Raw genomic sequence first — 24,499 nt, 5'->3', positions numbered from 1 at the left:
AGCGCCACGACCTTCCCCAACTGATCGTCAACCCTCCTATAGTGACGACGACTTCGCCAGGAAGCAGCGGCTCCAGTTGCGCCCCCCGTCACCCCGGAAGGCACCACTCGATGACCGGCACCTCCGAGAAACGATGACCCGCGCCACGACCCGGGCGACCCCCGGAAGCGCGCTCGCGGGCGCGGACGCCCCCGCGGACGGCGGCGCTGACTTCTGCGCGCTCAAGATCGCTGTGGTCGGTGGCTTCGGCGCCGGCCGGTCGACGATGGTGCGTTCGGTCAGCGAGATCCGTCCGCTGCACACGGAGGCGGTGATGAGCGCGGCCACCCCCGTGAGTGACGCCGGGGTACGGGTCCCGGCCAAGACGGCGACGACGGTCGCCCTGGACTTCGGCCGCATCACGATCGACGAGCAGAGGGTCCTGTATCTGTTCGGCACCCCCGGACAGGAACGTTTCCGCTTCCTCTGGGACCGGCTGCTCCGCGGTACCACCGGCGCCGTCGTCCTCGTCGACACCCGGGCCCTCACCGACGCCTGGTACGCGATCGACCGCCTGACGCACCACGGCACGCCGTTCATCATCGCCGTCAACGACTTCGGCGGTCCCTTCCGTTCGGAGGAGGAGATCCGTGCCGCGCTCGCCCTCCCCGCCGGCGTGCCGCTGGTCGAGTTCGACGCCAGGGACCACTCGTCCAGCAAGTTCGTGCTGATCGCCCTGGTGGAACATCTGCACGCACTCGACAGCGGCCACGGTGTCTGACCTGGCGGTGGGGCGCACTCGCACCGTCTCAGCCGCCGGACCGTGTCCCCGTCGTGCGGCCGGACCGGTATACGCTCCGAACGTGGCTGATATCCAGATTCCCGCTGACATCAAGCCCGCCGACGGCCGTTTCGGCGCGGGCCCCTCCAAGGTGCGTACGGAGGCGCTGGACGCGCTGGCCGCCACCGGCACCTCCCTCCTCGGCACGTCCCACCGCCAGGCCCCGGTCAAGAACCTGGTCGGCGAGGTCCGTGACGGCGTGCGCGAGCTGTTCTCCCTCCCCGAGGGATACGAGGTGATCCTCGGCAACGGCGGATCCACCGCCTTCTGGGACATCGCGACCCACGGCCTGATCGAGAACAAGTCCCAGCACCTGTCGTTCGGCGAGTTCTCCTCCAAGTTCGCCAAGGCCGCCAAGCTGGCGCCGTGGCTGGCGGACCCGACGGTCATCTCCTCCGACCCCGGCACCCACCCGGAGCCGCAGGCGGAGCAGGGCGTCGACGTCTACGCCTTCACCCACAACGAGACCTCCACCGGTGTCGCCGCCCCGATCCAGCGGGTCGCCGGCGCCGACGACGGCGCGCTGGTCCTGGTGGACGCCACCTCCGGCGCGGGCGGCCTGCCGGTCGACATCGCGCAGACGGACGTCTACTACTTCGCCCCCCAGAAGTCCTTCGCCTCCGACGGCGGCCTGTGGATCGGCGTCTTCTCCCCCGCCGCCCTCGAGCGCGCGGCCCGCGTGCACGGCTCCGGCCGGCACGTCCCGGAGTTCTTCTCGCTGCCGACGGCGATCGACAACTCGCTGAAGAACCAGACGTACAACACCCCGGCGCTGGCCACCCTCTTCCTGCTGAACGAGCAGTTGAAGTGGATCAACGGCCAGGGCGGCCTCGACTGGTCGGTCCGCCGCACCGCGACCTCCTCGCGCACCCTGTACGGCTGGGCGGAGGCGTCCAAGTACGCGACCCCGTTCGTCGTCGACCCGGCGAAGCGCTCGCAGGTCATCGGCACGATCGACTTCGCCGACGAGATCGACGCGTCCGCGGTCGCCAAGGCGCTGCGCGCGAACGGCATCGTCGACACCGAGCCGTACCGCAAGCTGGGCCGCAACCAGCTGCGCGTGGCGATGTTCCCGGCGATCGACCCGGCGGACGTCGAGGCGCTGACGGCGTGCATCGACTACGTGATCGAGAAGCTGTAGCAGCGAACCGAACGGCGAAGGGCCCGGCGGACACCGCCGGGCCCTTCGCCGTACCGGCGTGGCCGCGCCCTCACCCCGACTGCGCCTTGATGTGGTCGAGCACCTCGGTGAACTCCGTCGTCGGCGAGAACTCCATCAGATCGGTGTCCTCCAGAGCCTCCGGAGCGTGGCCGGGCGCCCAGTAGTACGCCTGGCCCGCCTCGTAGGTCTCCTCACCGGAAGCGGTCCTCATCCTGATCCGGCCGTTCACCAGGAATCCCCAGTGGGGGCATTGGCACAGGTCCCCGGGCATCCCCTTGAGCGCGGGCCCCATGTCCGTGCCCTTGGGCAGGTGGACGAAGGCGACGGACAGGCCGCCGCCGGCGTCTTTCACCCTCAGCTCCACACCGCCGCCCTCGAGTACGACGGGGGTCTCCTCGCGCGTGGTCGCGGTCATGATTGCCTCCACGGCCGGGACCGGTCGACTCGCGTTCCCCGGCCTCTTCCAGTCTCGCCCCGGCGACCCCCACGGTCGAGGCGGCCGGAACCGCGCCGGCAACCGGCCCGGCGCATGATCGCTCGATGGTGTGGCGCTCCGCCTGACGGACGCCGGTGGGTGCCGCGTCCTACGATGATGCTCTCGACACCAGCCACCAGGAGGCCCGCATGTCTGCCGCAGCAGTCGAGCACCCCTGTGACCCCTGTGACGGCGAGCCGCCGACGCTGCTCGAAGAGGCGGATCGCCTCATCGAGCTGCTTCCCCGTCATCGCGTCGAGATCATCGGAGGCATCCTCACCGTGACCCCGCCCCCGGACGGCGCCCACGCCAGGACACTCACCCAGCTGATGCTGCCCTTCGTGTCAGCCGGGCTGCACGGCGGAGAGACGGTGATCCTCCAGGCCGTCGGACTCTGGCTCCCCGATGGACCCGAGGACTACACCATCCCCGACCTTGCCCTGGTCGATGCGGACTTCGAGGACCATCTGATCGAGTACAACTGCTACGACCCCGCCGTCTTCCGGCTCGTCGTCGAGGTCACCTCCAGCAACTACCGCAACGACCTCCGGAACAAGGCCATCGCCTACGCCCAGGCGAAGGTCCCCGTTTATGTGATCGTCGACCGCAAGCACACCAGGATCCACGTGCTCACCAACCCGCTCACCAGCGAGTACGACAGCCATGAGGTCTACGCGCCCGGCCAGCAGATCGCCCTCCCCGCCTCGATCGGTGCCGAGGTGAAGCTCGACGCGGCCGAGCTGCTGAAGGCCGGGGCGCCTCGCCGGTCCGACGACGTCAGCGGCTGAGCCGCTGGAAGCGCCGTACCGCGAGCGGTGCGAAGACCGCCGTGACGATGATCGGCCACACCACCGCCATGAGCAGCGAGTGCTCCTGGATCCAGCTGCCGTCGCTCGCCACCGGGTTCCCGAACAGTTCGCGGGCCGCCGCGGCGGTGGAGGAGATCGGGTTCCAGGCGGCGATGGTGCCCAGCCAGTCCGGCATCGTCGACGGCGGCACGAAGACGCTCGAGATCATGGTCAGCGGGAAGGCCACCGCGTACAGGCCGCCGGCCGCCTCCGGGGTGGGGACGAGCAGGCCGAGCAGGATGCCCACCCAGATCAGGCAGAACCGCAGGAGCAGCAGCAGCGCGAACGCGGCGAGTGCCTTCACCGGGCCGGCGTCCGTGCGCCAGCCCATCGCGAAGGCGGTCGCCGCGAGGATCGTCAGCTCGGCGCAGGCGACGATCAGGTCGTTGACACCCCGCCCGGTGACGACGGCGGAGGGCGCCATGGGCATCGACCGGAAGCGGTCGATCACACCCTTCGTCGCGTCGGTGACCACTGCCATCGCCGTGTTCATGAAGCCGAAGGCCATCGTCATGGCGAACATGCCCGGCATCAGGAAGTCACGGACGCTGCCGCCGTCGGGCGACTTCATCGCGCCGCCGAAGACATAGCCGTAGAGCAGCACGGAGATGATCGGGAAGCCGAGCTGCCAGGCGATGAGGACCGGCTGGCGCCGGTAGTAGGTCAGCCCGCGCCGGACCACGTTCCAGCAGTCGGCCACCGCCCAGTAGGCGCGCCCGTGCCTGTCGTCGAGGGTCAGGTCCACCAGGTCCGTCGTACTCACGCCGCCTCCTCGGTCTGCGTGCCGTGTCCGGTCAGGCGCAGGAACACGTCGTCCAGGCTGGGCCTGCGCAGCCCGATGTCCTCCACGGGGATCCGTTCGTCCTGAAGGGTGCGGGCGACCTCGGTGAGGGCCGCGACCCGGTCGGTCACCGGTGCGTGGACCCGGCGTTCAAGTTCCTCGGTGGTCGGGTCGGTGTCGGCGACCCGGGCCACGGTCTTGGCGATCGCCGGGAGGTCGGCCGCCTCGCGGGCGACCACCTCGATGCGGTCGCCGCCGACCCTGTTCTTCAGCCCGTCGGGCGTGTCGTCGGCGATGGCCCGGCCCTGGTCGATGACGGTGATGCGGGAGGCGAGCCGGTCGGCCTCCTCGAGGTACTGGGTGGTGAGCAGGACGGTCGTGCCGCCTGCGACGAGCCGGCGCACCGCGTCCCAGACCTCGCCGCGCGAACGCGGGTCGAGTCCGGTCGTCGGTTCGTCGAGGAACAGCACATCGGGTGCGAGGATCATCGACGCGGCGAGGTCGAGCCGGCGGCGCATTCCGCCGCTGTACTTGCCGACGCCCTTGTCGCCGGCCTCCACCAGGTCGAACTGCGCCAGCAGTTCGGTGGCCCGCAACGCCGCGCGCCTGCCGCCGAGATGGAAGAGGCGGCCGAACATCTCCAGGTTCTGCCGGCCGGTCAGCACCTCGTCGACCGCCGCGTACTGGCCGGTGAGACCGATGCGCCGGCGCACCTGCCGCGGGTCGCGCCGCACGTCGACGCCGGCCACCCGCGCCCGGCCGCCGTCGAACCGCAGCAGGGTCGCGAGGACCCGCACCGCGGTCGTCTTCCCGGCGCCGTTCGGCCCGAGCAGGCCGTGCACGGTGCCCTGGCGCACGGCGAGATCGAAGCCGTCGAGGGCCCGTTTGTCCCCGTACCGCTTCTCGAGTCCTTCTGCCGAAACGGCGTATTCGTCCACTGAGCCCCTCCGAGACGAGCTAACTGAGTACGGTGTACCCATATGAGAGTACACCGTACTCAGTTTCTGTCCAGGCGATTACGCTGACCCCATGACGACTGAGACGAGCGGCAGCAAAGACGTCTCGCGCAGCCTCGAACTGCTCTGGGGCACCGGCGAGCGACCCTCACGCGGCCCCAAGCCGGGCCTCACCCTCGACCGGATCGTCAGCGCCGCGATCGAGATCGCCGACGCGGAGGGCCTTGCCGCCGTCTCGATGCGCCGCCTCTCCACCGCGCTGGGTACGGGCACGATGTCCCTCTACCGCTACGTCCCCGGCAAGGCCGAGCTGCTCGACCTGATGCTCGACCGCGTCACGGGCGAGCCCCTGGAGAACGACGCGCACCCGCCGGAGTCCGACACCTGGCAGGACGCCGTACGCGCGATGGGCCGCGCCTACCTCGATCTCTACCGGGCGCACCCCTGGCTCCTGAAGGTCAACCAGTCACGTACGGTCCTCGGCCCCAGCGCCGTACGGGGGCTGGACGTCTCCCTGTTCGCGCTGCGGGAGATGCGGCTGAAGGACCCGGAGCTGATCTCGGTGATCATCGCGGTGCAGAGCTTCGTCACCGGCATCGCACGCATGGAGATCGAGGCCGCGGAGGCGGCGAAGCAGACGGGGCAGAGCGAGGAGGAGTTCTGGCGCGATCAGGAGCCGTTCCTGTCGAAGGCCATGGTCAGCGGCGAGTACCCGACCCTGGCGCATCTCTCGGAGGACGCCTTCACCTCGGACTTCGACCACTTCACCTTCGGCCTGGAACGCCTGGTCGACGGGTTCGAGACACTGGTCCGGGCGCGGGCGAAGGACGCCTGACCCGCGGCAGGCCGCCAAGAGCCGGTCGCGGGAGGTCCCGCCCGGCCCGCCGCCGGACGCCTCAGCCCCGGCGCCGGCGCAGCGCGAGGACCAGCACCGCGCCGCCGCCGAGCACGAGCAGGCCGTACGTGGTGACGTCACCCTTCTCGTCGTTCCCGGCGGCCTTCCCGCCGTCCGCCGGCGCGCCGGGGCTCTTCGCCTCGCCGCCGGAGCCCGGTTCCCTCTCGACCGCCACCCGCTCGACGGGGCTCTGCTCCCCCTCGGTGCCGATCATCAGCGCCGTGCCGTCCGTCGTGTACGTCACCGACTCCGACTGGCCCTGGATCGGCGCGCGCACCCGGTGGTCGGCCCCGAGGCGGCCGTCCTTCCACTCGTAGCCGCGGGCGCTGAAGTAGGAGCGGAGCACCAGCTCCGTGCCGTCCGGCGAGAAGGCGCCGTCGGTCACCCACGGCACCTCCCCGATCCGCCGGAAGACGTTGGTGGCCTTGGCGTCGAGCGTGGCCGGGCCTTCGTAGAGGCCGCCGCCGTCCTCGTTCTTGGAGGCGATGTAGACGCGGCCGGTCTTCGGATGCACCATCAGCGCCTCGGCGTTGCGGGCGCCGTCCGCGTACTTCACGTCGAACTGGGTGGCGGTGACGGTCTGGTCGCGCAGCCGCTCCGGCTCGGGGAAGCGGTAGATCCAGACGTGGTCCCAGCTGCCGTCGAGGTTGTCGCCGATGTCGCCGACGTAGATGTTGCCGTCGGGGCCCACGGAGATCGCCTCCATGTCCCTCGGCTCGCCGACGCCGCGCATGGTGATCGTCGCCACCGTCTCGCCCGTCGCCGAGTCGACGCCGAAGATCCGCGGCTGGTCCTGGTCGTTGTGCGTCCAGTAGATCCCGGGGTGCGCCCGGCTCGCCGCGAGCCCGCTGGACTCGGTGATCCGCGGGTCCTTGATCGTGAACCCTTCGGACCCGCCGTCGGCGGCGGCGACGGGGCAGGCGGCGGCGAGCACGAGAGCGGCCGCCAGGCCGGTGACGTACGGAAGCGAACGCATGCCCCAAGCCTGCCATCCCCGCCGGGCGGCTCCTACGGGCGTACGGCGGTGACCAGCCACGCCGTGCTGCGCAGCCGGACGGCTCCGTCCTTCTCGTACGGCCGCAGGATGTCCGTGAGTCGACGCCGGGCCCGCTCGCCGGTCGCCTCGTCGACCTGGCTCAGCAGATGGCGGCCCGGTCCGGAGCCCATGAGGAACGCGGTGGCGTCCTCGGCGTCACGTCCCCACCTCCCGTAGGCCTCGGCGGGATCGACGGTGACGCCGGTGAACCCGGCGGCCGTCAGGACCTCGCGGACGCGACCGGGATCGGCCAGGGAGAACATGCCGGGCCCGCCGGTGGCCCCGAAACCGCCCATCGGAAGCATGTCCCGCAGGCCGGCCAGCGCCTCGATCCACTCGTTGCCGTCCCCGCCGGCGACGAGGAACGCCGCCCGGCCGCCACCGCGCAGGCCACCGCCGATGTTGGCGAAGGCGGCCACCGGATCGGCGAAGAACATCACGCCGAAGCGGCTGATCGCCACGTCGAAGCCGCGGCCCGCGAGGGGGTGGACCTGGGCGTCGCCGTGCTCGAAGGTCACGTTGCCGAGGTGTTCGGCGCGTGCGGACTCACCGGCGCGCTCCAGCATCGGCCGGGACAGGTCCACGCCGGTGGCGTGCCCGTCGGCCGCGCGGCGGGCGGCGAGCCTGGTGGTGGCGCCGGCGCCGCAGCCGACATCGAGGACCGAGTCCTCGCGGGCGACGGCGGCGGCGGTGAGCAGGGCCTCGTCGAAGCCCTCGTTGACGGCGTCCCAGCGGTCCTGGTTGCGGGCCCAGTGGGTGCCTTCGTACCCGTTCCAGGCCTGCTCCTGCTCTGTGTTCACGATGTGTTCCACGGCGCTGCCTCCCGCTAGAATGGGCGTATGCCCAAACAGTATGGGCGTGTGCCCATTCTGTCCATCGCAACCCGCAGAAGACCCGGAAGGCCCTGGATGTCACCCCGTGGAGTAGCCGTCCCCGACGCCCGCGAACGCCTCTTCGCCGCGGCGGAGCGAGTCGTGGCCCAGAGCGGCCCCGGCGCCCTGACCAGCCGGGCCGTCACCGAGGAGGCGGGCTGCTCGAAGGGGCTGCTGCACGCGCACTTCGCGGGCGGGCTCGACGAGTTCGTCGCCGAACTGGTCCTCGACCGGCTCGCCCGTACGGCCGCCCTGGCGGACCGGCTCCCCTCACGGGCGGGCGAGGACACCGTCACCGCGAACCTCACCGATGTCGCCACCGCGCTGTTCACCTCCACGGGACCGACCGTCTCCGGGCTGGCCCTCACCCGCCCCGGAGTCGCGATCCGCTTCCGGGAGGCGATGGCGGCGGGCGCACCGGGCTTCACCACCGTCCAGGAGGCGGTCACCGCGTACCTGCGGGCCGAACAGCGCCTCGGCCGCCTCGACGGCCGGCTCGACGCGGAGGCCGTCGCCCTCGCGCTCGTCGGCACGGTCCACCACCTGCTGATGACGAGTCACCCGGGCACCCCCGACCCCCATGAGCAGATCCGGCGACTGGTCACGGCGCTGGCGGGTGGCGGGCCTCACATCGCGGACCAGTGACGAGTTACCGGTGAGTTCGGCCATGATGTCGACCATGCGATTGATGTTCGTCGGCGACTCCATGACCATCGGACGCGCCGGCGACTTCACCTGGCGCTACCGGATGTGGCAGCACCTCTCCGCCCTCGGTGAGCCCTTCGAGATCGTCGGCCCGCGCCACGAGCTGTACGACACGCAGGAGAACGCCCCCGTGTCCCATCGGTACGCCGACCCCGGCTTCCCCGGACCCGCCCGCCGCCACCTGGCCGGCTGGGGCGAGGGCTGGCTGCACATGGCCCCCTTGATCCGCGAGACGGTCGCCGCGGAAGGGGCCGACGTCCTCCTGGTCTCGCTGGGCCTGATAGACCTCGGCTTCTACACGGACAGCGACCAGACCGCCCGGAACGTACGGGAGTTCATCGCGCAGGCCCGCCTGGCCAACCCGCGCGTGCGGATCGTCATGCTCCCGGTCATCCCGAACATCCGCGCCCGGTCCGACCGGCCCTTCGCCGCCGAGTGCGACCGGTTCAACGACCTGCTCGCCAAGGCGGTGGCCGACCTGGACACGTCCGCGTCCCCGCTCCTGCTGGCCTCGCACCCGCCGTCGTACGACATCGACACCGACACCTACGACGGCACCCACCCCGGCCCGAGCGGCGAGATCAAACTGGCCGGGGCGTTCGCGACGGCGATGCACCAGGCGTGGGGACTGGGCGGGGCGTACAGCGTCGCCGCCTGAGCGGCCCTCCCCGCGGGAAAACCGGGTGCGGGCCTCTCCCCCGGCTGCGACCCTGCCCGTATGTCCACGTTCGAAGACCTCGTCGCCGAAGGCGAAGCCGTCCCCACCGAAGGCTGGGACTTCTCCTGGTTCGCCGGCCGCGCGACGGAGCAGCGCCCCTCCTGGGGCTACGCGAAGCTCCTCGCCGAGCGGGTGCCGAAGGCCGAGGCGGTCCTCGACATCCAGACCGGCGGCGGCGAGGTCCTCGCCTCGATCCCCGCCGCCCCGCCGGTGCTGGCGGCGACGGAGTCCTGGCCGCCGAACCTGGAGATCGCCCGGCGCAACCTCGCCAGGCTCGGCGCGACGGTCGTCCACGTCGGCGACTCGGCCGACCTGCCGTACCCCCCGGCCCACTTCGACCTGGTCGTCAGCCGCCACCCGGTGAGCACCCGATGGGACGAGGTCCACCGCGTCCTGCGCCCCGGCGGCACGTACCTCTCGCAGGCCGTGGGCGACGGCTCGGTCCGCGAGCTCACCGACTTCCTGATGGGCCCGCAGCCCGTCGACCCGTCACGCAGCCCGTTCACGACCGTCACGGCCGCGGAGGCCGCCGGCCTGGACGTCGTCGACCTGCGCCAGGAAGCGCTGCGGATGGAGTTTCACGACATCGCCGCAGTGGTCCACTTCCTGCGCAAGGTGATCTGGATCGTCCCGGGCTTCACCGTGGACGCGTACCGCGACCGGCTCGCATCCCTCCATGACTTCATCGAGCGCCACGGGCCGTTCGTGGCCCACTCCAACCGCCTCCTGATCGAGGCCCGGCGCCCGCGCGGCTGACGCCGGAGGGTCCGCGGTACGGTGCCGCTGGGCGCCGAACCGGGGAGATCACGCAGATGACCGTCATACGCCGTCTGGCGCTGTACGTGGCGCTGCCGCTGGCACTCGCCGTCGTCGCCGGCTACGGCTGGTACCGGCTCAGCGACACGGGCAAGCGCTGGCGCTACGAGGACAAGCTGGCGACGTACTGCCAGGGGCTGATCCCGCCCGAGGAGTCGGCCCTCTTCACCGGCTACGACACGGATGAGGGACTGCCGAACGACGTGCACCACGGCGGGTCCGACGGCTACGAGTTCTGCGTGGTCGGGAACAAGACGCTCACCATCGCCCTGATCCCTGAATCCGCCCGGGACGACGACGGCGCCCGCGGCGTGTTCGACGAGCTGCGCTCGAGCAGGACGGGAACCCTGCCGATGTCGCTGGGCGGCGGCTGGCACGGCTACACCGACCTCGACAGCACCGCCGTGGTCCTGAGTTGCGGCAACAAGGACGCGTCCGTCGTCGTCCACACGGCCGGCCGCGGCAGCGCGGTGGCGGGACGCACCACCGCCGAGCTCGCCGCGGCCACCGCGGTCAGGGCGGCCGAGCACTGGAACTGCGAGGCGGAGCCCGGCGGCCGGATACCTCCCGTCGCCGCGGAGCCGGAGGAGAAGTCCCGCTTCGAGACGCACGGAACGTGCGCCGGCATCCCGATGCGCGACATGGACACCGTCCACTGGATCAAGGAGACGCCGACGGCGGACTCCTTGGTGACGGAGAGCTGCGTGCTCGGCGAGACCAAGGCCCGTGCAGAGGAGCTGTTCCAGGTCCGCGCCCACTTCGGCCCCTTCGCACAGGCCTGGTACCCGGGTGACGAGCCCGGCCGGGACGCGGGCCGGAACGGCAGCGACTTCCTCTGGGCCACCGCCGAGTGCCCCGGGACCAGCGCCCGCGCGGTCTTCACGATCTCCAGCACGGTCTACGCCCCCGGGGGCGTCGACGACTTCGCCCGCGCGGCTCTCAAGGGCTTCGCCGAACGCTCGGCCGGGCAACGCGGCTGCACGGACCTGAAGCTCCCGGGCTGAAACCCACTCAGCCACCGCGAGTGGGCCTGGCCCGCTCCAGAACAGCGAGCACCGCCTGGGTGACGACGTCCGGTCTGCTGCTTTGGATGTAGTGACCCGCGGCCGGAACCACCGTGTGCTCCCCGCCCGCCACGGACGCGGCGACGGATTTCTGCAGCTCGGTCCACCGACGTCTCATACCCTGCGGCATCCCCCGGCTCGCGCTGAGGACCGTCACGGGCACGTCAGGCAGCCTCGACGCCGCGCGGCGGCGCCGGATCTCGGGGGTGGCCTTGACGATCATGCGGTACTCGTCGACGGCGGTACGCACCTGCTGCCGGCTTCCGGAGGCGGCGAGCCAGGCGGCGACCAGCAGCTCCCGCACCCGCGGGTCGTCGGTCGCGCGGGATGCCTCGCGCACGGCATCGCGGTGTCTCGACCGGCCGGTGAGCCGGAGAGACGTACGCACCGCCAGCTGACGCGCGTACGCCCCTTCGGCCATCCGGCCGGCCCACGGCTGGAACTCCTCGTGCGAAGGGTCGAGCAGCACGAGCCCCGCCACCAGGTCCGGTTCGGCCCACGCCAACAGCTCGGCCAGCTGGCCGCCCCAGCTGTTGCCGACCAGGACGCACGGGCCGCCGCCGGCTCGGGCGAGCAGCGCGGCCAGGTCCTCGACGGCCGAGTCGAGCGTGAGCCGGGGGACCGGGTCGCTCAAGCCGAGCCCCGCCCGGTCGTACGCGATCACTCGGGTGCAGCGGGCCAGGGGCGCCAGCACCGACGTCCACATCATCGACGACCCGGCGCTCGGCGCGTCCAGCACGACCGCCGGCGCGCCCTCGCCCGCTTCGATCCAGCGCAACGTCCGCCCGTGGCGGTCCAGTTCGCCGCGCGACGCCCCGCCCGGCACCAGCGCTCCGACGGCCTTGACCACCGCGTCGTCCACGACTTCCCCTCCAGATCTCGCAACCGGCGCTTGCGCCAACGAATCCGGGCGGGCGACGGTTCCGCCGAGAGACCTGGAGGGTGCTTCCCCGGCCGGGGTGGGGCCGGGTCCACGCCTTCGCCGTCAGCCGGTGAGCAGGTCCGGGTTGTCGGCCAGGGCCGCGAGGTGTGCGCGCGGGTCGGCGATCAGCCTGCGGGTCGAGAGGTCGAGCATGCCCGCGACGCCGGAGATCTCCGCGGCGATCGTGCCGTCGTCCTTGACGATCTGCTGCTCGACCGCGAAGGTCTTGCCCTCCGAGTAGACGAACCGGCAGGTCACCCGCACCTGGTCGCCGCCGCGCAGCTCGCGCAGGAACTTGACCGTCACCTCGAGCGCGACCGGTCCCACGCCGCTCGCCAGCAGCTTCTCCTGCGGCAGGCCGGCGGCGCGCAGCAGTTCCCAGCGCGCGTGCTCGGCGTACTGCAGATAGACGGCCTGATTCAGATGGCCCTGCGTGTCGAGCTCGTAGCCCCGCACGGTCACGTCGGCGAAGAAGGTCATGCCGACGGCAACCGCGAGGTCCGGTCCGGTATTCCCGTCGGCAAGAACCTCAGAGCGCGGCCCGCGTCAGCCGGTTGGCGAACGTCGACATCGTGTAGGTGCCGATACCCATGACGACCTCCAGCGCGTTCTGCGAGGTGAAGCCGTGCGCCAGGAAGTCGCGCAGCTCCTCGTCGCCGACGGCGCCGGCGGTACGGAACACCTCGAGGGTGAACTGCCGCACCGCCTCGAGCCGTTCGTCGGGCAGCACACGCTGCTCGGAAAGCACCGCGATCAGCTCCTCGTCCGCACCGAGCGTGCGCAGTTTCCCCGTGTGCATGGCCACGCACACATGGCACTCGTTGCGCGCGGCGACCGTCATGACGACGACCTCACGGGCGACCGGGTCGAGCGTCGTCGTCTCGAACGCGGCGCTCAACCTGAGGAAGCCCTCCAGCAGGTGCGGCGACTCCGCCAGCCTGGCGACCGCCGGCGGCAGACGGCCGAGCCGCTTGGTGGTGGCCTCCATGGCACGGCGGGACGCGGGCGGGGCGGATTCCAGGGTGTGCTCGGTGAACATGGCCGACTCCTACAATGGACAACATGGTTGACGAACCGCTCCCTGAAAACGTAAACCAGGTTGTCGAACAGCGCAAGGCGATTGCCGACCCGCCCGGATACGAGCTGCCCCTGCTCCTCTTCGCCGGGTTCCGCTCGCTCATCGACAAGCTGCACGCCGAACTGGCCGAGCAGGGCCACCCCGACGTACGGCCCGCCTACGGCTTCGCCATGCAGGCCATCGGCGCGGAAGGGGCCACCGCCAGCGACCTCGGCCGTCGTCTCGGCGTCTCCAAACAGGCGGCCGGCAAGACCATCGACCGGCTGCTCTCCCTCGGCTACGCGGAACGCGCCGACGACCCGGCGGACGCCCGCCGCAAACTGATCCGCCTCACCCCGCACGGCTTCGACGCGCTCGCCCGCTCGGCGGCGATCTTCGACGAACTGCGCGCGGAATGGGCGCGGGCGATGGGCCCCGACCGCCTGCGCGACCTCGAATCCGCCCTGCGCACAGTCACCCCGCCGGGCAGCATCCGCCTGGACGCGGCGGGCTGGCTGGGCGGCGCCTGACCGTTCCGGGGTGGTGACCGGTCACTGTGAGTATCGTTGTACCGCGCGGCTGCACTCGTTCGAGCGGCAGCCGGGGAGGAGCGCCACGATGACCGCCTTGGACGAGCGCAGGATCGAAATGGCCGAGAACAGCGACGAACGCACCCTGGACGAGATGTTCCAGTGGCTCGAGTCCGCCCCCGAGGGATTCAAGGTCGAGATCGTCGAGGGGGCCATCTTCATGTCGCCGCAAAGGGACATTCATTGGCAGATCATTCGCCGGATCGTGCGGGCGCTCGAGGACCGCTTCGGCATGGACGTCACGGTGACGTCGGACGTACGGATCGACTTTCCCGGGACGCTGAACGGCTTCGCTCCCGATGTCGCCAAGATCAGGGACGGGGCCGAGAAGGACGCAGCGGGCCGCTGGCGCCACCAGGACGTCGAGTTCGTGGCCGAGGTCGTCTCCAAGGGCACAGGGCACAACGACTACGGCCCCAAGAAGGCCGCGTACGCCGCGGCGGGGGTCCCCGCCTACCTGGTAGCCGACCCGTACCAGCGCAAGTGCCACCTCTACACCGCCCCGAAGGAGGGCGACTACGCGACGGAGACGACCGTCGTCTTCGGCACGGACCTCGATCTCACCGGTACCCCCGTCGGTCTCACGCTCACCACCGCCGACTTCCCCCGCGAGTGAGCCCGCGCCGGGCGTGGGCCGCCGCCCCCCGGCAGGGAGCGGCGGCCGAGGTTCACCAGGCGAACGCCTCCGGGGAGGGGCCCGGCCCCGGGAAGATCTCGTCGAGGCCCGTGAGCAGTTCCTCGCTCAGCTCCAGCTCCACCGCCCGCAGCGCCGACTCCAACTGCTCCGCCGTGCGCGGGCCGACGATCGGGCCCGTCACGCCCGGACGGGTCAGCAGCCAGGCGAGCGCCGCCTCACCGGGCTCCAGGCCGTGCTTGTCGAGCAGGTTCTCGTACGCCTGCACCTTCTCCCGTACGGCCGTGTTGGCCAGCGCGTCCGCGCTGCGGCCGGTCGCCCGCCGGGAGCCCTCGTTCTCCTTCTTGAGCACCCCGCCGAGCAGTCCGCCGTGCAGCGGCGACCAGGGGATGACGCCGAGGCCGTACTCCTGGGCGGCCGGGATGACCTCCATCTCGGCACGGCGCTCGGCCAGGTTGTACAGGCACTGCTCGCTGACCAGGCCCAGCGAACCGAGACGGCGGGCGGTCTCGTTGGTCTGGGCGATCTTCCAGCCGGGGAAGTTGGAGGAACCCGCGTAGAGGATCTTGCCCTGCTGGATCAGTACGTCGATGGCCTGCCAGATCTCCTCGACCGGGGTGCGCCGGTCGATGTGGTGGAACTGGTAGAGGTCGATGTGGTCGGTCTGCAGGCGCTTGAGCGAAGCGTCCACCGCGCGGCGGATGTTGAGCGCCGAGAGCTTGTCGTGGTTGGGCCAGACCTCGCCGTCCGTGCCCATGTTCCCGTACACCTTGGTGGCGAGCACGACCTTGTCACGGCGGCCCTCGCCCTTGGCGAACCAGCTGCCGATGATCTCTTCGGTGCGGCCCTTGTTCTCGCCCCAGCCGTAGACGTTGGCCGTGTCGAAGAAGTTGATGCCCGCGTCGAGGGCCGAGTCCATGATGCTGTGGCTCGTGGCCTCGTCGGTCTGGGGGCCGAAGTTCATTGTGCCGAGGACGAGTCGGCTGACCTTGAGTCCGGTGCGTCCGAGCTGCGTGTACTTCATGACGTCCAAGCCAACGCCTTCGAGCACGCTCGAAGCAAGGACCACTTCGCGCAAGGACGGGTCTCGAGGCAGGGACACCCGGCGGCGTGGTCAGACCCGGCGGCCGGTCTCCGCGTCCGCGCAGTGCAGGAGACCCCCGGTCCGGTCCCGGCTCGCGGCAAGGAACAGCACCCGGTCGGTTCCCAGCGGCACCGGCCGTTCGGCCCACACGCCCGCTGCCGCCGCCGCCCACAGCAGCCGGCCGTCGCGGACGGCCCCGACCATGTCCCCGTCGGAGACGAACACGTGCCGGTGGCCGGCCGCCATCTCCCGCGGGCGCACCGCACGGCCGTCAGGGGCGGCCAGGCGCAGTCGCCGCAGGCCGCGCCGTCCGCCGGTCTCGGCGACGTACAGCCGGTGCCGCCAGGTCGTCGCGTACACCCGGTCGCCCACGCACACAGCGGGTTGCGAGAACGAGGTGAAGCGGCCGAGCCCCAGCCGCACGCCTATCAGGGGCTCCGCCCGGTCCCTGCCCGACCAGGCGAAAAGCCGGATCCGGCGCCCGAGGGCCTGGGAGAACAGCACCCGGCCGCCGTCGACCAGGGCGGGCGGGGGGCCGAGGCGCTTCACCACACGCTTCGGGAACGAGGTCCGGCGCAGCACCTCGCCCGTGTCCGTCGCCCGCACGCAGAGGCTGCCGGCGCCCCAGGTGTGGAACAGAGCCGCGTCGGCCTCCTCACCCTGCCCGAGCAGATCGCCGTAGCCGTTCTGCCACAACTCGTCGCCGGTACGGGCGTCGAGGGCGCGGAAGCCCGCGGTGTCGAGGATCACGGTCCCGCCCCGCACCAGCAGGCCGTAGATCCTGCCGAACTCGTCCTCCCAGAGGGTCTCACCGGTCGAGGCGTCGACGCCGGTGATCTGACCGCCGTCCTCGTCGTTCCACAGCACGACGGCCGAACCGGCCGCCGCGGCCTGCCGCAGCCGGCTCCTGCGGCGCTTCCACCGCACCTCGCCCGTCTCCGCGTCCAGGCCGACGAATCCGCTGCGCTCGTAGTCCCGGTTCACAGGGACGACCACCGTCCCTGTGGCGCGCACGATGCCTTCGCCGTCCGGGTTTCTCAGCTCCTCGCTGCACCAGCGGATCCGGCCCCCGTGCGCGTCCACCGCGCCTATCCGGCTGTCGGAGACCACGACATGGACGGTGTCGCCCACGACGACGGGACTGCTCAGCGTCCCGCCGGGCGCGCGCAGCGTCCACCGGCCGCTCCCGTCACCCGCCCTGATCGTCAACGGCGGTTGGTCGTCCGGCATGTACGGCTCCTTCGACGGCGAGCCGCTCGGAGCCCGGATCCCGGCGCAGCGGGCCCGGCGCCGCGCGGAGGCGGATACCTGGGTGTTCGGCCGGCCGGTCGCGGGGCGCGTCAGCCGATGGCGGCGGCCACGGCGACGATCACGAACATCAGCACCAGCGCCGCGGCCATGATCTGGTTTCGGGTCTTGGGATTCACCCGTCGAGGTTAACCCGCGCCCCCGAGGGGCCAGGAACCGACCACGTCGTACCGGGGCTGCTCACCCGCCACCCCGCTGACCGGCAGGTTGCTGCGTACGAGGGCGAGGTCGGTCACCTGCCACGGGGTGCCCTCGAAGTCGGCCAGCGCCGCCACGTAAGGACGCAGGTCACCCGCCTCACGGGCCCGGGCGATCGTCAGATGCGCCTGATAGCGACGGTGCTCCTCCATGCTCACGCCGGCGCGGCGGGCCGCGGCGTCCGACCGCTCGGCCAGCAGCCGCATCTCCTCCAGGCCGCCGGCAGCCCCGACCCACAGCGCGCGGTGCCCGAACCGCCCGCCCTGGTGCAGCCGCAGCGGAAACGCCGACGTCCTGCGCGCCGCCCGCGCCAGCCGCTCCCGCAGCTCGGGCACGAGCTCGTCGTCGACCTCCCCCATGAACGCGAGCGTGAAGTGCCATCCGGCGTGCCCGGTCCAGCGGAGCGTGTCGGCGGCGGGAAGCCGACGGAGGACTGCGACCTCGGTGGCGAGTTCGTCGACGGCCGTGGGGGGTGGGAGTACGGCGGCGAAGAGTCTCATGGGGTTCAGTGTGCCGCGCGCGGGCTCCGATGCGCGGGGCGTTTTCCCCTACCCGCGCCAATCGCCGGGCGGGCTGGAGCTGCCTGGAAACTCCAGCCCCGCCGGCGTCCGAGGCGCGGGGGTCCGGGGGCAGAGCCCCCGGTCCGCCGCCCACGGGAGGTGCCCCCCGGGCTACGCCGCGGTCGTCAGCCTCTCCCGCGCCACGAACCGCACCTGCGGATGCCCGCGGTGCCAGCCGACCGACAGTCGCAGGCCGCCGACCCGCGCCAGCATCACGCCGACGCCGGCCGCCGCCACCGCGGCCACCGCGCCGCCCGCGGCGAAGCCGACGCGTGCGCCGTACGTGTCGGTGACCCAGCCGACGAGCGGCGCGCCCAGCGGCGTGCCGCCGGTGAAGACCATCATGAACAGGCTCATCACGCGGCCCCGCATGAGCGGGTCCGTCGCCATCTGGACGCTCGAGTTGGCGGTGACGTTGACCGTCAGGCCGAACATGCCGATCGGGACCATCATCACCGCGAAGATCCAGAACGCCGGGGCGAAGGCGGTCACGATCTCCAGCACTCCGAAGAGCACCGCGGCGCCGACCAGCAGCCGCAGCCGCGAGGTTCCGCGCCGGGCGGCGAGCAGCGCACCGGCCAGGGAGCCGGCGGCCATCAGGGTGTTGAGCAGGCCGTACGTACCGGCGTCGCCGTGGAAGACGTCGTCGACGAACGCGGACAGCCAGATCGGGAAGTTGAAGCCGAAGGTGCCGATGAAGCCGACGAGGACGATCGGCCAGATCAGCTCGGGCCGGCCCGCGACGTACCGCAGGCCTTCGCGCAGTTGACCCTTGCCGCGCGGGGCGCGCTCGACCTTGTGGAGCTCGCAGGACCGCATCATCAGCAGTCCGGCGATGGGCGCGATGAAGGACAGGCCGTTGAGCAGGAAGGCGTATCCGCTGCCGACGGCGGTGATCAGTACACCGGCCACGGCGGGTCCGACGAGGCGCGCGGACTGGAAGTTGGCCGAGTTGAGGGAGACGGCGTTGCGCAGCTGGTCGGGGCCGACCATCTCGGCGACGAACGACTGCCGGGCCGGGTTGTCGACGACGGTGACGAGGCCGAGCAGGAACGCCGTCAGGTAGACGTGCCAGACCTGGACGTGGCCGCTGAGCGTGAGCACGGCGAGCGCCAGGCCGGTGAGGCCCATCGCGGCCTGGGTGGCGAGCAGCAGCTGCCGCTTGGGCAGCCGGTCCGCGAGCACCCCGCCGTACAGGCCGAAGAGAAGCATGGGGAGGAACTGCAGCGCGATGGTGATGCCGACGGCGGACGCGGATCCGGTCAGGCTGAGCACCAGCCAGTCCTGGGCGATGCGCTGCATCCAGGTGCCGGTGTTGGACACGACCTGACCGGTCGCGAAGAGCCGGTAGTTACGGATCTTCAGCGAGCTGAACATGCTCTGCTTGCGGTCGGGCCGGGTGGACAGGGTGTCGGGGTCGGTCGGTGCGGGGGCGGAGTCTGCTCCGGATCCCGTACTCAAAAGAGTTCGCCTCCTCAGGGCTTGCGTGTGGGGCGGACGGGCGGACGGACTGCGCTTCCGCCCGCGGTCATTGCAGGTGTGCGAGCTTCTCCAGGACGGGGGCGGCTTCGCGCAGCTTCGCCCACTCCGCCTCGTCCAGACCTTCGGCGAGCGAGGCCAGCCAGGCGTTCCGCTTGCGGCGGGACTCCTCGAGCATGGTCTCCGCCTGTTCGGTCCGGCTGACCACCTTCTGCCGGCGGTCGTCGGGGTGCGGCTCGAGCCGGACGAGTCCCTTGGCCTCGAGCAGCGCCACGATGCGGGTCATCGACGGCGGCTGCACGTGTTCCTTGCGGGCCAGCTCACCGGGGGTGGCCGAGCCGCAGCGGGCGAGTGTGCCGAGCACCGACATCTCGGTGGGGCTCAGCGATTCGTCGACGCGCTGGTGCTTCAGGCGGCGGCCCAGCCGCATGACGGCCGAGCGGAGCGAGTTCACGGCGGCGACGTCTGCGTCAGTACCGTGGGACAGGTCAGGCATGTTGTTAGCGTAACTCATTACCCTGACTAAAGACCAGTGGGTTACGGGGCCGATAGATGTGTCACCCATATGAGTGAGAGACAGCCGGAAAGTGACGCCTCCGCGGCGGGAATCCGGCGACCCTGACCGCATGAAATCGACTGTGCTCAGCCTGCGCATGGACGGTGAGCTGCTCGACCGGCTCCGGCAGCATGCGGCGAAACGACAAATGAGCGTCCAGGACTACGTGGTCCGGACGCTCATTCGCGACGACTTCGACGAGCGCTTCAAAGCGGCGGTCGACGAGACGGAGAAGTTCTACGGCGTCACGTGAGGGGCCCCTTGCGGGCGATCCCGCCCGACGGCCCGCCGAACGGCCCCGCAGAAACGATCACGCGGCGGCGTTCAGGTAAGGGCGGTCCTCAGGCAGCGGCAGTCCTCAGGTGAGTGCGGCCCGTCAGGTGAGACCGAGGGCCGGCATGGCGTAGTAGAAGACGAACACCGCCGACACCGCGTACATCGCCGCGGGCACCTCGCGCCCGCGCCCCACGGCCAGGCGCAGCACGCTGAACGTGATGAAGCCGATGCCGATGCCATGGGTGATCGAGTAGGTGAACGGCATCATCACCATCGCCAAGAACGCCGGCGCGGCGATCGTGAAGTCGCTCCAGTCGATGTCCTTGACCGAACCGGCCAGGATCAGGAAGCCGACCGCCACCAGCGCGGGCGTCGCCGCCTGGGACGGGACCATCGTGGCGAGCGGCGTGAGGAACAGTGCCAGCGAGAACAGCGCGCCGGTGACGACCGACGACAGGCCCGTACGGGCGCCTTCGCCGACGCCGGCCGTGGACTCCACGAAGCAGGTGTTGGCGGAGCACGAGGCGGCACCGCCCGCGGCGACGGCGAGGCCGTCGACGACCAGGACCTTGTTGATGCCCGGGTAGTTGCCGTCCTTGTCCATGAGCTTCGCCTCGTCGCCCACGGCGAGGATGGTCCCCATCGCGTCGAAGAAGCAGGACAGCAGCACGGTGAAGACGAACAGGACGCCCGTCAGCAGGCCGACCTTCTCGAAGCCGCCGAACAGGCTGACCTGGCCGAGCAGGCCGAAGTCGGGCGTCGAGAGCGGGTTGCCCGGCCACTCGGGCGTCGTCAGGCCCCAGGAGTCGATGTCCGCCACGGCGTGGATGATCATCGCGATCACCGTCATGACGACGATCGAGATGAGGATCGCGCCGGGCACCTTGCGGATGATCAGCGCGAGGGTGAGCAGCGTGCCGAGGGCGAAGACCAGGACCGGCCAGCCGAGCAGATGACCGCCGGTGCCCAGCTGGAGCGGGACGGTGGTGTGGGCGGCGTCCGGGATGCGGGTGATGAAGCCCGAGTCCACGAGCCCGATCAGCATGATGAACAGGCCGATACCGATCGCGATCGCCTTGCGCAGGCCGAGCGGAACGGCGTTCATCACACGCTCACGCAGGCCGGTGGCCACCAGCAGCATGACCACGACACCGGCGAGCACGACCATGCCCATCGCGTCCGCCCAGGACATCTGGGGGGCGAGCTGGAGGGCGACGACCGTGTTGACGCCGAGGCCGGCCGCGAGCGCGATCGGGACGTTGCCGATGACGCCCATCAGGAGGGTCGAGAAGGCCGCGGTCAGCACGGTGGCGGTGACCAGCTGGCCGCCGTCGAGCTGGTGCCCGTACATGTCCTTCGCGCTGCCGAGGATGATCGGGTTCAGCACGAGGATGTAGGCCATCGCGAAGAAGGTGGCGAATCCGCCCCGGACCTCGCGGGCGACCGTGGAGCCGCGTTCGGTGATCTTGAAGAAGCGGTCCAGACCGCCGGACGGCTGCGGGGGCGTGGGCGGCAGGCCGGGAGACCCGACCTCGGCGGTGGCCGTGGGGGACATGCGGAAACCTCAGACGTACGCGAAGGGGGGCGACACGAGAAGGGCAGAGAAAACCGGCCAGACTTGGACGATCCAACGAAGGAAACCAGTCAGCCGGAATCAGTTTCAGTATGAACATATGAACGAAAGATCGCCACTCTCCGCGCGTAGACCCCTGCGGTTACTGGCCCCCCGGCCGTCCCGGCCGCCCCGCCTACACTGTGCGCATGGCGAAATGGACCCCCCGGCACGAGGCACCCGAACCCCTTGAGGGACCGATCGTCGCCACCATCACCGGCGGCACGATCCTGTGGTTCGTGATGTTCCTCGCCCAGGTCCCCTTCTACAGCTGGTTCGACGACCGCGACCTGACCTGGTGGGTGTGGACCTGCCTGGCCGGCGCGGGCCTCGGGCTCATCGGCATCTGGTACGTACGCAGCCGGGAAGCCGCCCTTAAGCGCGCCCGGACCTCCGACGCGGCCGGCGCCGCGGAGCCCCGGGAACCGGGCACCCCTCCCGGCCCGTAGTCCCCGAGGGGGATTCGTGTCCGACCCTGGTCCGATCTTCCGGCCGCCCAGGGGGTGAACGGTCCGGCCCCGCCGTAACGTCGGAACCATGACGCAGCGGGCGGACAGGGGCCGCGGCCCCGAGCCGGAAGGACCCGTCATCGACGCGGGCGCAGAACTCGACCCCGTACACCCCCGGCGACCACCGGGCGGCGGGCCGCCCGCCACCGGTCTGACGTCCGCGGAGGTGGCGGAACGGGTCGCACGGGGCGAGGTCAACGACGTACCCGTACGCAGTTCGCGCTCCGCCGTCGACATCGTCCGCGCCAACGTCCTCACCCGCTTCAACGCCATCATCGGCGTCCTGTGGGTGATCATGTTCTTCGTCGCGCCGATCCAGGACAGCCTCTTCGGCTTCGTGATCATCGCCAACACCGGCATCGGCATCATCCAGGAACTGCGCGCCAAGAAGACCCTGGACTCCCTCGCGGTCATCGGCGAGGCGAAACCGAGGGTCCGCCGGGACGGTGTCGCCGCCGCGGTCTCCACCTCCGAGATCGTTCTCGGCGACCTCGTCGAACTCGCCCCCGGGGACAAGGTCGTCGTCGACGGCGAGATCGTGGAGGCCGACAACCTGGAGGTCGACGAGTCGCTGCTGACCGGCGAGGCCGACCCCGTCCTCAAACAGCCCGGCGACGAGGTCATGTCAGGGAGCTTCGTGGTCGCGGGCGGCGGCGCGTTCACGGCCACGAAGGTCGGGCGCGAGGCGTACGCGGCGCAGCTCGCTGAGGAGGCGTCCCGCTTCACGCTCGTCCACTCCGAGCTGCGCTCCGGTATCTCCACGATCCTCAAGTACGTGACCTGGATGATGGTCCCCACCGCGATCGGGCTGATCCTCAGCCAACTGGTGGCGAAGGACGACAACTTCAAGGACTCGGTCGCGAGGACCGTCGGCGGCATCGTGCCGATGATCCCCGAGGGGCTCGTCCTCCTCACCTCCGTCGCCTTCGCGATCGGCGTCATCCGTCTGGGCCGCAAGCAGTGCCTGGTGCAGGAGCTCCCCGCCATCGAGGGCCTCGCCCGCGTCGACGTCGTCTGCCTCGACAAGACCGGCACCCTCACGGAGGGCGGCATGGACGTCACCGAACTGCGGACGCTGGACGGCGCGGACGAGCAGCGCGTACGGGCGGTCCTGGGCGCGCTCGGCGCGTCCGACCCGCGGCCGAACGCCTCGCTCCAAGCCGTCATCACGGCCTACCCGGACGACGGTGAGCACCGCTGCACGGCCGCGCTGCCCTTCTCCTCCGCCCGCAAGTACAGCGGCGCGACCCTCGCCGACGGCGACGGCGCGATGTCGACCTGGCTCCTCGGCGCGCCCGATGTGCTGCTGCCCGCCGGTAACCCCTCCCTCGCCGAGGTCGACCAGCTCAACCGGCAGGGACTGCGGGTGCTGCTCCTCGCGCGGGCGGAAGGCACCTTGGACGCCCCCAAGGAGAAGACGCCGACCGCTCTGGTCGTGCTCGAGCAGCGCCTGCGCCCCGACGCCTCGGCGACCCTGCGCTACTTCGCCGACCAGGACGTGGCGGCGAAGGTCATCTCCGGCGACAACGCGGTCGCGGTCGGCGCGGTCGCGGCCAAGCTCGGCCTGCCCGGCGCCGATGCGACGCTCGACGCGCGCAAGCTGCCGGCCGAGCGCGAGGCGATGGGCGCGGAGCTGGACGGGGCCGCGGTCTTCGGCCGGGTCGGTCCGCAGCAGAAACGCGACATGGTCGGTGCGCTCCAGGCCCGCGGCCACACCGTCGCGATGACCGGCGACGGCGTCAACGACGTCCTCGCGCTGAAGGACGCGGACATCGGCGTGGCGATGGGGGCGGGCTCGGAGGCGACGAAGGCGGTCGCCCAGATCGTCCTGTTGAACAACAGCTTCGCGACGCTGCCCTCGGTGGTCGCGGAGGGCCGCCGGGTCATCGGCAACATCACCCGCGTCGCCACCCTCTTCCTGACGAAGACGGTGTACTCGGTGCTCCTGGCGATCCTCGTGGTCTGCAGCCAGGTCGAGTACCCGTTCCTGCCCCGGCATCTGACCCTGCTCTCCACCCTCACCATCGGTGTCCCCGCCTTCTTCCTGGCGCTCGCCCCCAACAAGGAGCGCGCCAAGCCCCACTTCGTCCGCAGGGTGATGCGCTACGCCGTCCCGGCAGGCGTGATCGCGGCGGCGGCGACGTTCTGCGCGTATCTGCTGGCCCGCTCGCACTACTCGGGACCGTCCTCGCTGTCCGCGGAGACGAGCGTGGCCACGCTGACCCTGTTCCTGGTCGCCATGTGGGTCCTCGCGATCATCGCCCGCCCCTACACGTGGTGGCGGATCGGCCTGGTGGCGACGATGGGAGTGGGCTTCCTGCTGGTGCTGACGGTGCCGTGGCTCCAGGACTTCTTCGCGCTGAAGCTGGTGGGTACGACGATGCCGTGGACGGCCGTCGTGATCGCGGCGGTGGGAGCGGTGCTGCTGGAGCTGTCGTGGCGGGTGGTGGGGCGGCGCTTCCCCGCGTAGCGGCCGGACGGCTCGCCGGCAGCGGAAGCAGTGACCCACGGCTCGCCGTGACCGGAAGCTGCGGCAGCCACGGGGCGGGGCGCCGGAACGGCGAAA

Annotated in this window: 27 protein-coding genes; 13 read left to right on the top strand and 14 right to left on the bottom strand. The window is 71.1% G+C overall.

The features are described 5' to 3' along the window. The first annotated feature begins 133 nt into the window (after nt 1-133). Both ACIPJI_RS16180 and serC read left to right on the top strand, forming a co-directional pair. Entirely contained in the window at nt 134-760 is a 627-nt protein-coding gene (locus ACIPJI_RS16180) for a GTP-binding protein (RefSeq protein ID WP_402246825.1), read from the top strand. A gap of 82 nt (nt 761-842) precedes the next feature. Next, complete coding sequence (gene serC, locus ACIPJI_RS16175; RefSeq protein WP_307707020.1) at nt 843-1,961, top strand: phosphoserine transaminase; 1,119 nt, start codon at nt 843-845, stop codon at nt 1,959-1,961. Nucleotides 1,962-2,031: 70 nt separating this feature from the next. Here serC and ACIPJI_RS16170 read toward each other — a convergent pair whose 3' ends face one another. Continuing rightward, the gene (locus ACIPJI_RS16170; protein ID WP_356618722.1) at nt 2,032-2,397 is read right to left on the bottom strand and encodes a hypothetical protein; all 366 of its coding nucleotides are present in this window, start codon (nt 2,395-2,397) and stop codon (nt 2,032-2,034) included. A gap of 209 nt (nt 2,398-2,606) precedes the next feature. On the opposite strand from ACIPJI_RS16170, the gene ACIPJI_RS16165 reads away from it, so the two are divergent. After that, entirely contained in the window at nt 2,607-3,245 is a 639-nt protein-coding gene (locus ACIPJI_RS16165; protein ID WP_402246823.1) for a Uma2 family endonuclease, read from the top strand. Here ACIPJI_RS16165 and ACIPJI_RS16160 read toward each other — a convergent pair. Beyond that, nucleotides 3,235-4,068: an ABC transporter permease gene (locus tag ACIPJI_RS16160; RefSeq protein ID WP_356618726.1), complete on the bottom strand. Its 834-nt coding sequence runs from the start codon at nt 4,066-4,068 to the stop codon at nt 3,235-3,237. The two genes, ACIPJI_RS16165 and ACIPJI_RS16160, sit on opposite strands and share 11 nt — an antisense overlap. Then, nucleotides 4,065-5,066, bottom strand: a complete 1,002-nt coding sequence (locus ACIPJI_RS16155; RefSeq protein ID WP_356618728.1) for an ATP-binding cassette domain-containing protein — start codon at nt 5,064-5,066, stop codon at nt 4,065-4,067. The genes ACIPJI_RS16160 and ACIPJI_RS16155 overlap by 4 nt, the downstream gene beginning before the upstream one ends. A gap of 49 nt (nt 5,067-5,115) precedes the next feature. On the opposite strand from ACIPJI_RS16155, the gene ACIPJI_RS16150 reads away from it, so the two are divergent. After that, nucleotides 5,116-5,877 (top strand): TetR/AcrR family transcriptional regulator, encoded by a 762-nt coding sequence (locus ACIPJI_RS16150; RefSeq protein ID WP_356618730.1) that lies wholly within the window; start codon nt 5,116-5,118, stop codon nt 5,875-5,877. 61 nt (nt 5,878-5,938) lie between these two features. Here the strand turns inward: ACIPJI_RS16150 and ACIPJI_RS16145 are convergent, their stop codons facing one another. Both ACIPJI_RS16145 and ACIPJI_RS16140 read right to left on the bottom strand, forming a co-directional pair. Further along, on the bottom strand, nt 5,939-6,913 hold the full coding sequence (locus tag ACIPJI_RS16145) for a WD40 repeat domain-containing protein (RefSeq protein ID WP_402246819.1): 975 nt from the start codon (nt 6,911-6,913) through the stop codon (nt 5,939-5,941). Between the two features lie 32 nt (nt 6,914-6,945). Continuing rightward, complete coding sequence (locus ACIPJI_RS16140; RefSeq protein WP_356618734.1) at nt 6,946-7,785, bottom strand: class I SAM-dependent methyltransferase; 840 nt, start codon at nt 7,783-7,785, stop codon at nt 6,946-6,948. Nucleotides 7,786-7,881: 96 nt separating this feature from the next. Between ACIPJI_RS16140 and ACIPJI_RS16135 the strand changes: the two genes are divergently transcribed. From ACIPJI_RS16135 to ACIPJI_RS16120, 4 genes are read left to right on the top strand one after another with little or no spacing between them, the layout of a single operon-like run. Further along, nucleotides 7,882-8,490: a TetR family transcriptional regulator gene (locus ACIPJI_RS16135; RefSeq protein ID WP_402246817.1), complete on the top strand. Its 609-nt coding sequence runs from the start codon at nt 7,882-7,884 to the stop codon at nt 8,488-8,490. Between the two features lie 34 nt (nt 8,491-8,524). Further along, entirely contained in the window at nt 8,525-9,208 is a 684-nt protein-coding gene (locus tag ACIPJI_RS16130; protein WP_402246815.1) for a GDSL-type esterase/lipase family protein, read from the top strand. Nucleotides 9,209-9,268: 60 nt separating this feature from the next. Beyond that, nucleotides 9,269-10,024, top strand: a complete 756-nt coding sequence (locus ACIPJI_RS16125; RefSeq protein ID WP_356618740.1) for a class I SAM-dependent methyltransferase — start codon at nt 9,269-9,271, stop codon at nt 10,022-10,024. 56 nt (nt 10,025-10,080) lie between these two features. After that, a complete protein-coding gene (locus tag ACIPJI_RS16120) occupies nt 10,081-11,088 on the top strand; it encodes a hypothetical protein (protein WP_402246813.1) in 1,008 nt (335 codons plus the stop codon). Nucleotides 11,089-11,095: 7 nt separating this feature from the next. Here ACIPJI_RS16120 and ACIPJI_RS16115 read toward each other — a convergent pair whose 3' ends face one another. From ACIPJI_RS16115 to ACIPJI_RS16105, 3 genes are all read right to left on the bottom strand, one after another. Beyond that, nucleotides 11,096-12,010, bottom strand: a complete 915-nt coding sequence (locus ACIPJI_RS16115; protein ID WP_356618744.1) for an alpha/beta hydrolase — start codon at nt 12,008-12,010, stop codon at nt 11,096-11,098. Between the two features lie 123 nt (nt 12,011-12,133). Continuing rightward, a complete protein-coding gene (locus ACIPJI_RS16110) occupies nt 12,134-12,550 on the bottom strand; it encodes an acyl-CoA thioesterase (RefSeq protein WP_402246811.1) in 417 nt (138 codons plus the stop codon). A 49-nt stretch (nt 12,551-12,599) separates the two neighbouring features. Beyond that, nucleotides 12,600-13,109, bottom strand: coding sequence for a carboxymuconolactone decarboxylase family protein (locus ACIPJI_RS16105; RefSeq protein WP_402246809.1), 510 nt, complete (start codon nt 13,107-13,109; stop codon nt 12,600-12,602). Nucleotides 13,110-13,132: 23 nt separating this feature from the next. On the opposite strand from ACIPJI_RS16105, the gene ACIPJI_RS16100 reads away from it, so the two are divergent. Together ACIPJI_RS16100 and ACIPJI_RS16095 are read left to right on the top strand one after the other, a co-directional pair. Beyond that, on the top strand, nt 13,133-13,657 hold the full coding sequence (locus ACIPJI_RS16100; RefSeq protein ID WP_402246807.1) for a MarR family winged helix-turn-helix transcriptional regulator: 525 nt from the start codon (nt 13,133-13,135) through the stop codon (nt 13,655-13,657). Nucleotides 13,658-13,745: 88 nt separating this feature from the next. After that, nucleotides 13,746-14,333: a Uma2 family endonuclease gene (locus tag ACIPJI_RS16095; RefSeq protein ID WP_356618752.1), complete on the top strand. Its 588-nt coding sequence runs from the start codon at nt 13,746-13,748 to the stop codon at nt 14,331-14,333. Between the two features lie 52 nt (nt 14,334-14,385). On the opposite strand, the gene ACIPJI_RS16090 is transcribed toward ACIPJI_RS16095, so the two are convergent. From ACIPJI_RS16090 to ACIPJI_RS16070, 5 genes are all read right to left on the bottom strand, one after another. Next, nucleotides 14,386-15,375 (bottom strand): aldo/keto reductase, encoded by a 990-nt coding sequence (locus ACIPJI_RS16090; RefSeq protein ID WP_307707036.1) that lies wholly within the window; start codon nt 15,373-15,375, stop codon nt 14,386-14,388. 90 nt (nt 15,376-15,465) lie between these two features. After that, nucleotides 15,466-16,665 (bottom strand): PQQ-binding-like beta-propeller repeat protein, encoded by a 1,200-nt coding sequence (locus tag ACIPJI_RS16085; protein ID WP_402246804.1) that lies wholly within the window; start codon nt 16,663-16,665, stop codon nt 15,466-15,468. 206 nt (nt 16,666-16,871) lie between these two features. After that, on the bottom strand, nt 16,872-17,441 hold the full coding sequence (thpR, locus tag ACIPJI_RS16080) for an RNA 2',3'-cyclic phosphodiesterase (RefSeq protein ID WP_356618757.1): 570 nt from the start codon (nt 17,439-17,441) through the stop codon (nt 16,872-16,874). Between the two features lie 171 nt (nt 17,442-17,612). Beyond that, nucleotides 17,613-18,962: an MFS transporter gene (locus ACIPJI_RS16075; RefSeq protein ID WP_356618759.1), complete on the bottom strand. Its 1,350-nt coding sequence runs from the start codon at nt 18,960-18,962 to the stop codon at nt 17,613-17,615. 67 nt (nt 18,963-19,029) lie between these two features. Continuing rightward, a complete protein-coding gene (locus tag ACIPJI_RS16070; RefSeq protein ID WP_402246802.1) occupies nt 19,030-19,476 on the bottom strand; it encodes a MarR family winged helix-turn-helix transcriptional regulator in 447 nt (148 codons plus the stop codon). A gap of 130 nt (nt 19,477-19,606) precedes the next feature. On the opposite strand from ACIPJI_RS16070, the gene ACIPJI_RS16065 reads away from it, so the two are divergent. Beyond that, a complete protein-coding gene (locus ACIPJI_RS16065) occupies nt 19,607-19,789 on the top strand; it encodes a hypothetical protein (RefSeq protein ID WP_005315906.1) in 183 nt (60 codons plus the stop codon). A 123-nt stretch (nt 19,790-19,912) separates the two neighbouring features. Here the strand turns inward: ACIPJI_RS16065 and ACIPJI_RS16060 are convergent, their stop codons facing one another. Further along, nucleotides 19,913-21,367: an NCS2 family permease gene (locus tag ACIPJI_RS16060; protein ID WP_307707041.1), complete on the bottom strand. Its 1,455-nt coding sequence runs from the start codon at nt 21,365-21,367 to the stop codon at nt 19,913-19,915. Between the two features lie 206 nt (nt 21,368-21,573). On the opposite strand from ACIPJI_RS16060, the gene ACIPJI_RS16055 reads away from it, so the two are divergent. After that, nucleotides 21,574-21,873 carry a DUF2530 domain-containing protein gene (locus ACIPJI_RS16055; protein WP_307707043.1) on the top strand — a complete coding sequence of 100 codons (300 nt, stop codon included), beginning with the start codon at nt 21,574-21,576 and terminating at the stop codon, nt 21,871-21,873. Between the two features lie 88 nt (nt 21,874-21,961). Continuing rightward, nucleotides 21,962-24,403: an HAD-IC family P-type ATPase gene (locus ACIPJI_RS16050; RefSeq protein ID WP_402246799.1), complete on the top strand. Its 2,442-nt coding sequence runs from the start codon at nt 21,962-21,964 to the stop codon at nt 24,401-24,403. Nucleotides 24,404-24,499: the final 96 nt, after the last annotated feature.

It is taken from the genome of Streptomyces sp. NPDC086835 (assembly GCF_044745705.1).
Taxonomy (GTDB): domain Bacteria; phylum Actinomycetota; class Actinomycetes; order Streptomycetales; family Streptomycetaceae; genus Streptomyces.
The sequence above is the reverse complement of the archived record's forward strand: the minus strand, read 5'-3'. Positions and strand labels throughout refer to the sequence as shown.

Bases quoted from the DNA above. Each gene is read 5' to 3' on its own strand.
- ACIPJI_RS16180 (WP_402246825.1), top strand. From the start codon at position 134: ATGACCCGCGCCACGACCCGGGCGACCCCCGGAAGCGCGCTCGCGGGC.
- ACIPJI_RS16170 (WP_356618722.1), bottom strand. From the start codon at position 2,397: ATGACCGCGACCACGCGCGAGGAGACCCCCGTCGTACTCGAGGGCGGC.
- ACIPJI_RS16165 (WP_402246823.1), top strand. From the start codon at position 2,607: ATGTCTGCCGCAGCAGTCGAGCACCCCTGTGACCCCTGTGACGGCGAG.
- ACIPJI_RS16155 (WP_356618728.1), bottom strand. From the start codon at position 5,066: ATGGGTACACCGTACTCAGTTAGCTCGTCTCGGAGGGGCTCAGTGGAC.
- ACIPJI_RS16150 (WP_356618730.1), top strand. From the start codon at position 5,116: ATGACGACTGAGACGAGCGGCAGCAAAGACGTCTCGCGCAGCCTCGAA.
- ACIPJI_RS16145 (WP_402246819.1), bottom strand. From the start codon at position 6,913: ATGCGTTCGCTTCCGTACGTCACCGGCCTGGCGGCCGCTCTCGTGCTC.
- ACIPJI_RS16135 (WP_402246817.1), top strand. From the start codon at position 7,882: ATGTCACCCCGTGGAGTAGCCGTCCCCGACGCCCGCGAACGCCTCTTC.
- ACIPJI_RS16130 (WP_402246815.1), top strand. From the start codon at position 8,525: ATGCGATTGATGTTCGTCGGCGACTCCATGACCATCGGACGCGCCGGC.
- ACIPJI_RS16125 (WP_356618740.1), top strand. From the start codon at position 9,269: ATGTCCACGTTCGAAGACCTCGTCGCCGAAGGCGAAGCCGTCCCCACC.
- ACIPJI_RS16120 (WP_402246813.1), top strand. From the start codon at position 10,081: ATGACCGTCATACGCCGTCTGGCGCTGTACGTGGCGCTGCCGCTGGCA.
- ACIPJI_RS16110 (WP_402246811.1), bottom strand. From the start codon at position 12,550: ATGACCTTCTTCGCCGACGTGACCGTGCGGGGCTACGAGCTCGACACG.
- ACIPJI_RS16105 (WP_402246809.1), bottom strand. From the start codon at position 13,109: ATGTTCACCGAGCACACCCTGGAATCCGCCCCGCCCGCGTCCCGCCGT.
- ACIPJI_RS16100 (WP_402246807.1), top strand. From the start codon at position 13,133: ATGGTTGACGAACCGCTCCCTGAAAACGTAAACCAGGTTGTCGAACAG.
- ACIPJI_RS16095 (WP_356618752.1), top strand. From the start codon at position 13,746: ATGACCGCCTTGGACGAGCGCAGGATCGAAATGGCCGAGAACAGCGAC.
- ACIPJI_RS16090 (WP_307707036.1), bottom strand. From the start codon at position 15,375: ATGAAGTACACGCAGCTCGGACGCACCGGACTCAAGGTCAGCCGACTC.
- ACIPJI_RS16085 (WP_402246804.1), bottom strand. From the start codon at position 16,665: ATGCCGGACGACCAACCGCCGTTGACGATCAGGGCGGGTGACGGGAGC.
- thpR (WP_356618757.1), bottom strand. From the start codon at position 17,441: ATGAGACTCTTCGCCGCCGTACTCCCACCCCCCACGGCCGTCGACGAA.
- ACIPJI_RS16070 (WP_402246802.1), bottom strand. From the start codon at position 19,476: ATGCCTGACCTGTCCCACGGTACTGACGCAGACGTCGCCGCCGTGAAC.
- ACIPJI_RS16065 (WP_005315906.1), top strand. From the start codon at position 19,607: ATGAAATCGACTGTGCTCAGCCTGCGCATGGACGGTGAGCTGCTCGAC.
- ACIPJI_RS16060 (WP_307707041.1), bottom strand. From the start codon at position 21,367: ATGTCCCCCACGGCCACCGCCGAGGTCGGGTCTCCCGGCCTGCCGCCC.
- ACIPJI_RS16055 (WP_307707043.1), top strand. From the start codon at position 21,574: ATGGCGAAATGGACCCCCCGGCACGAGGCACCCGAACCCCTTGAGGGA.
- ACIPJI_RS16050 (WP_402246799.1), top strand. From the start codon at position 21,962: ATGACGCAGCGGGCGGACAGGGGCCGCGGCCCCGAGCCGGAAGGACCC.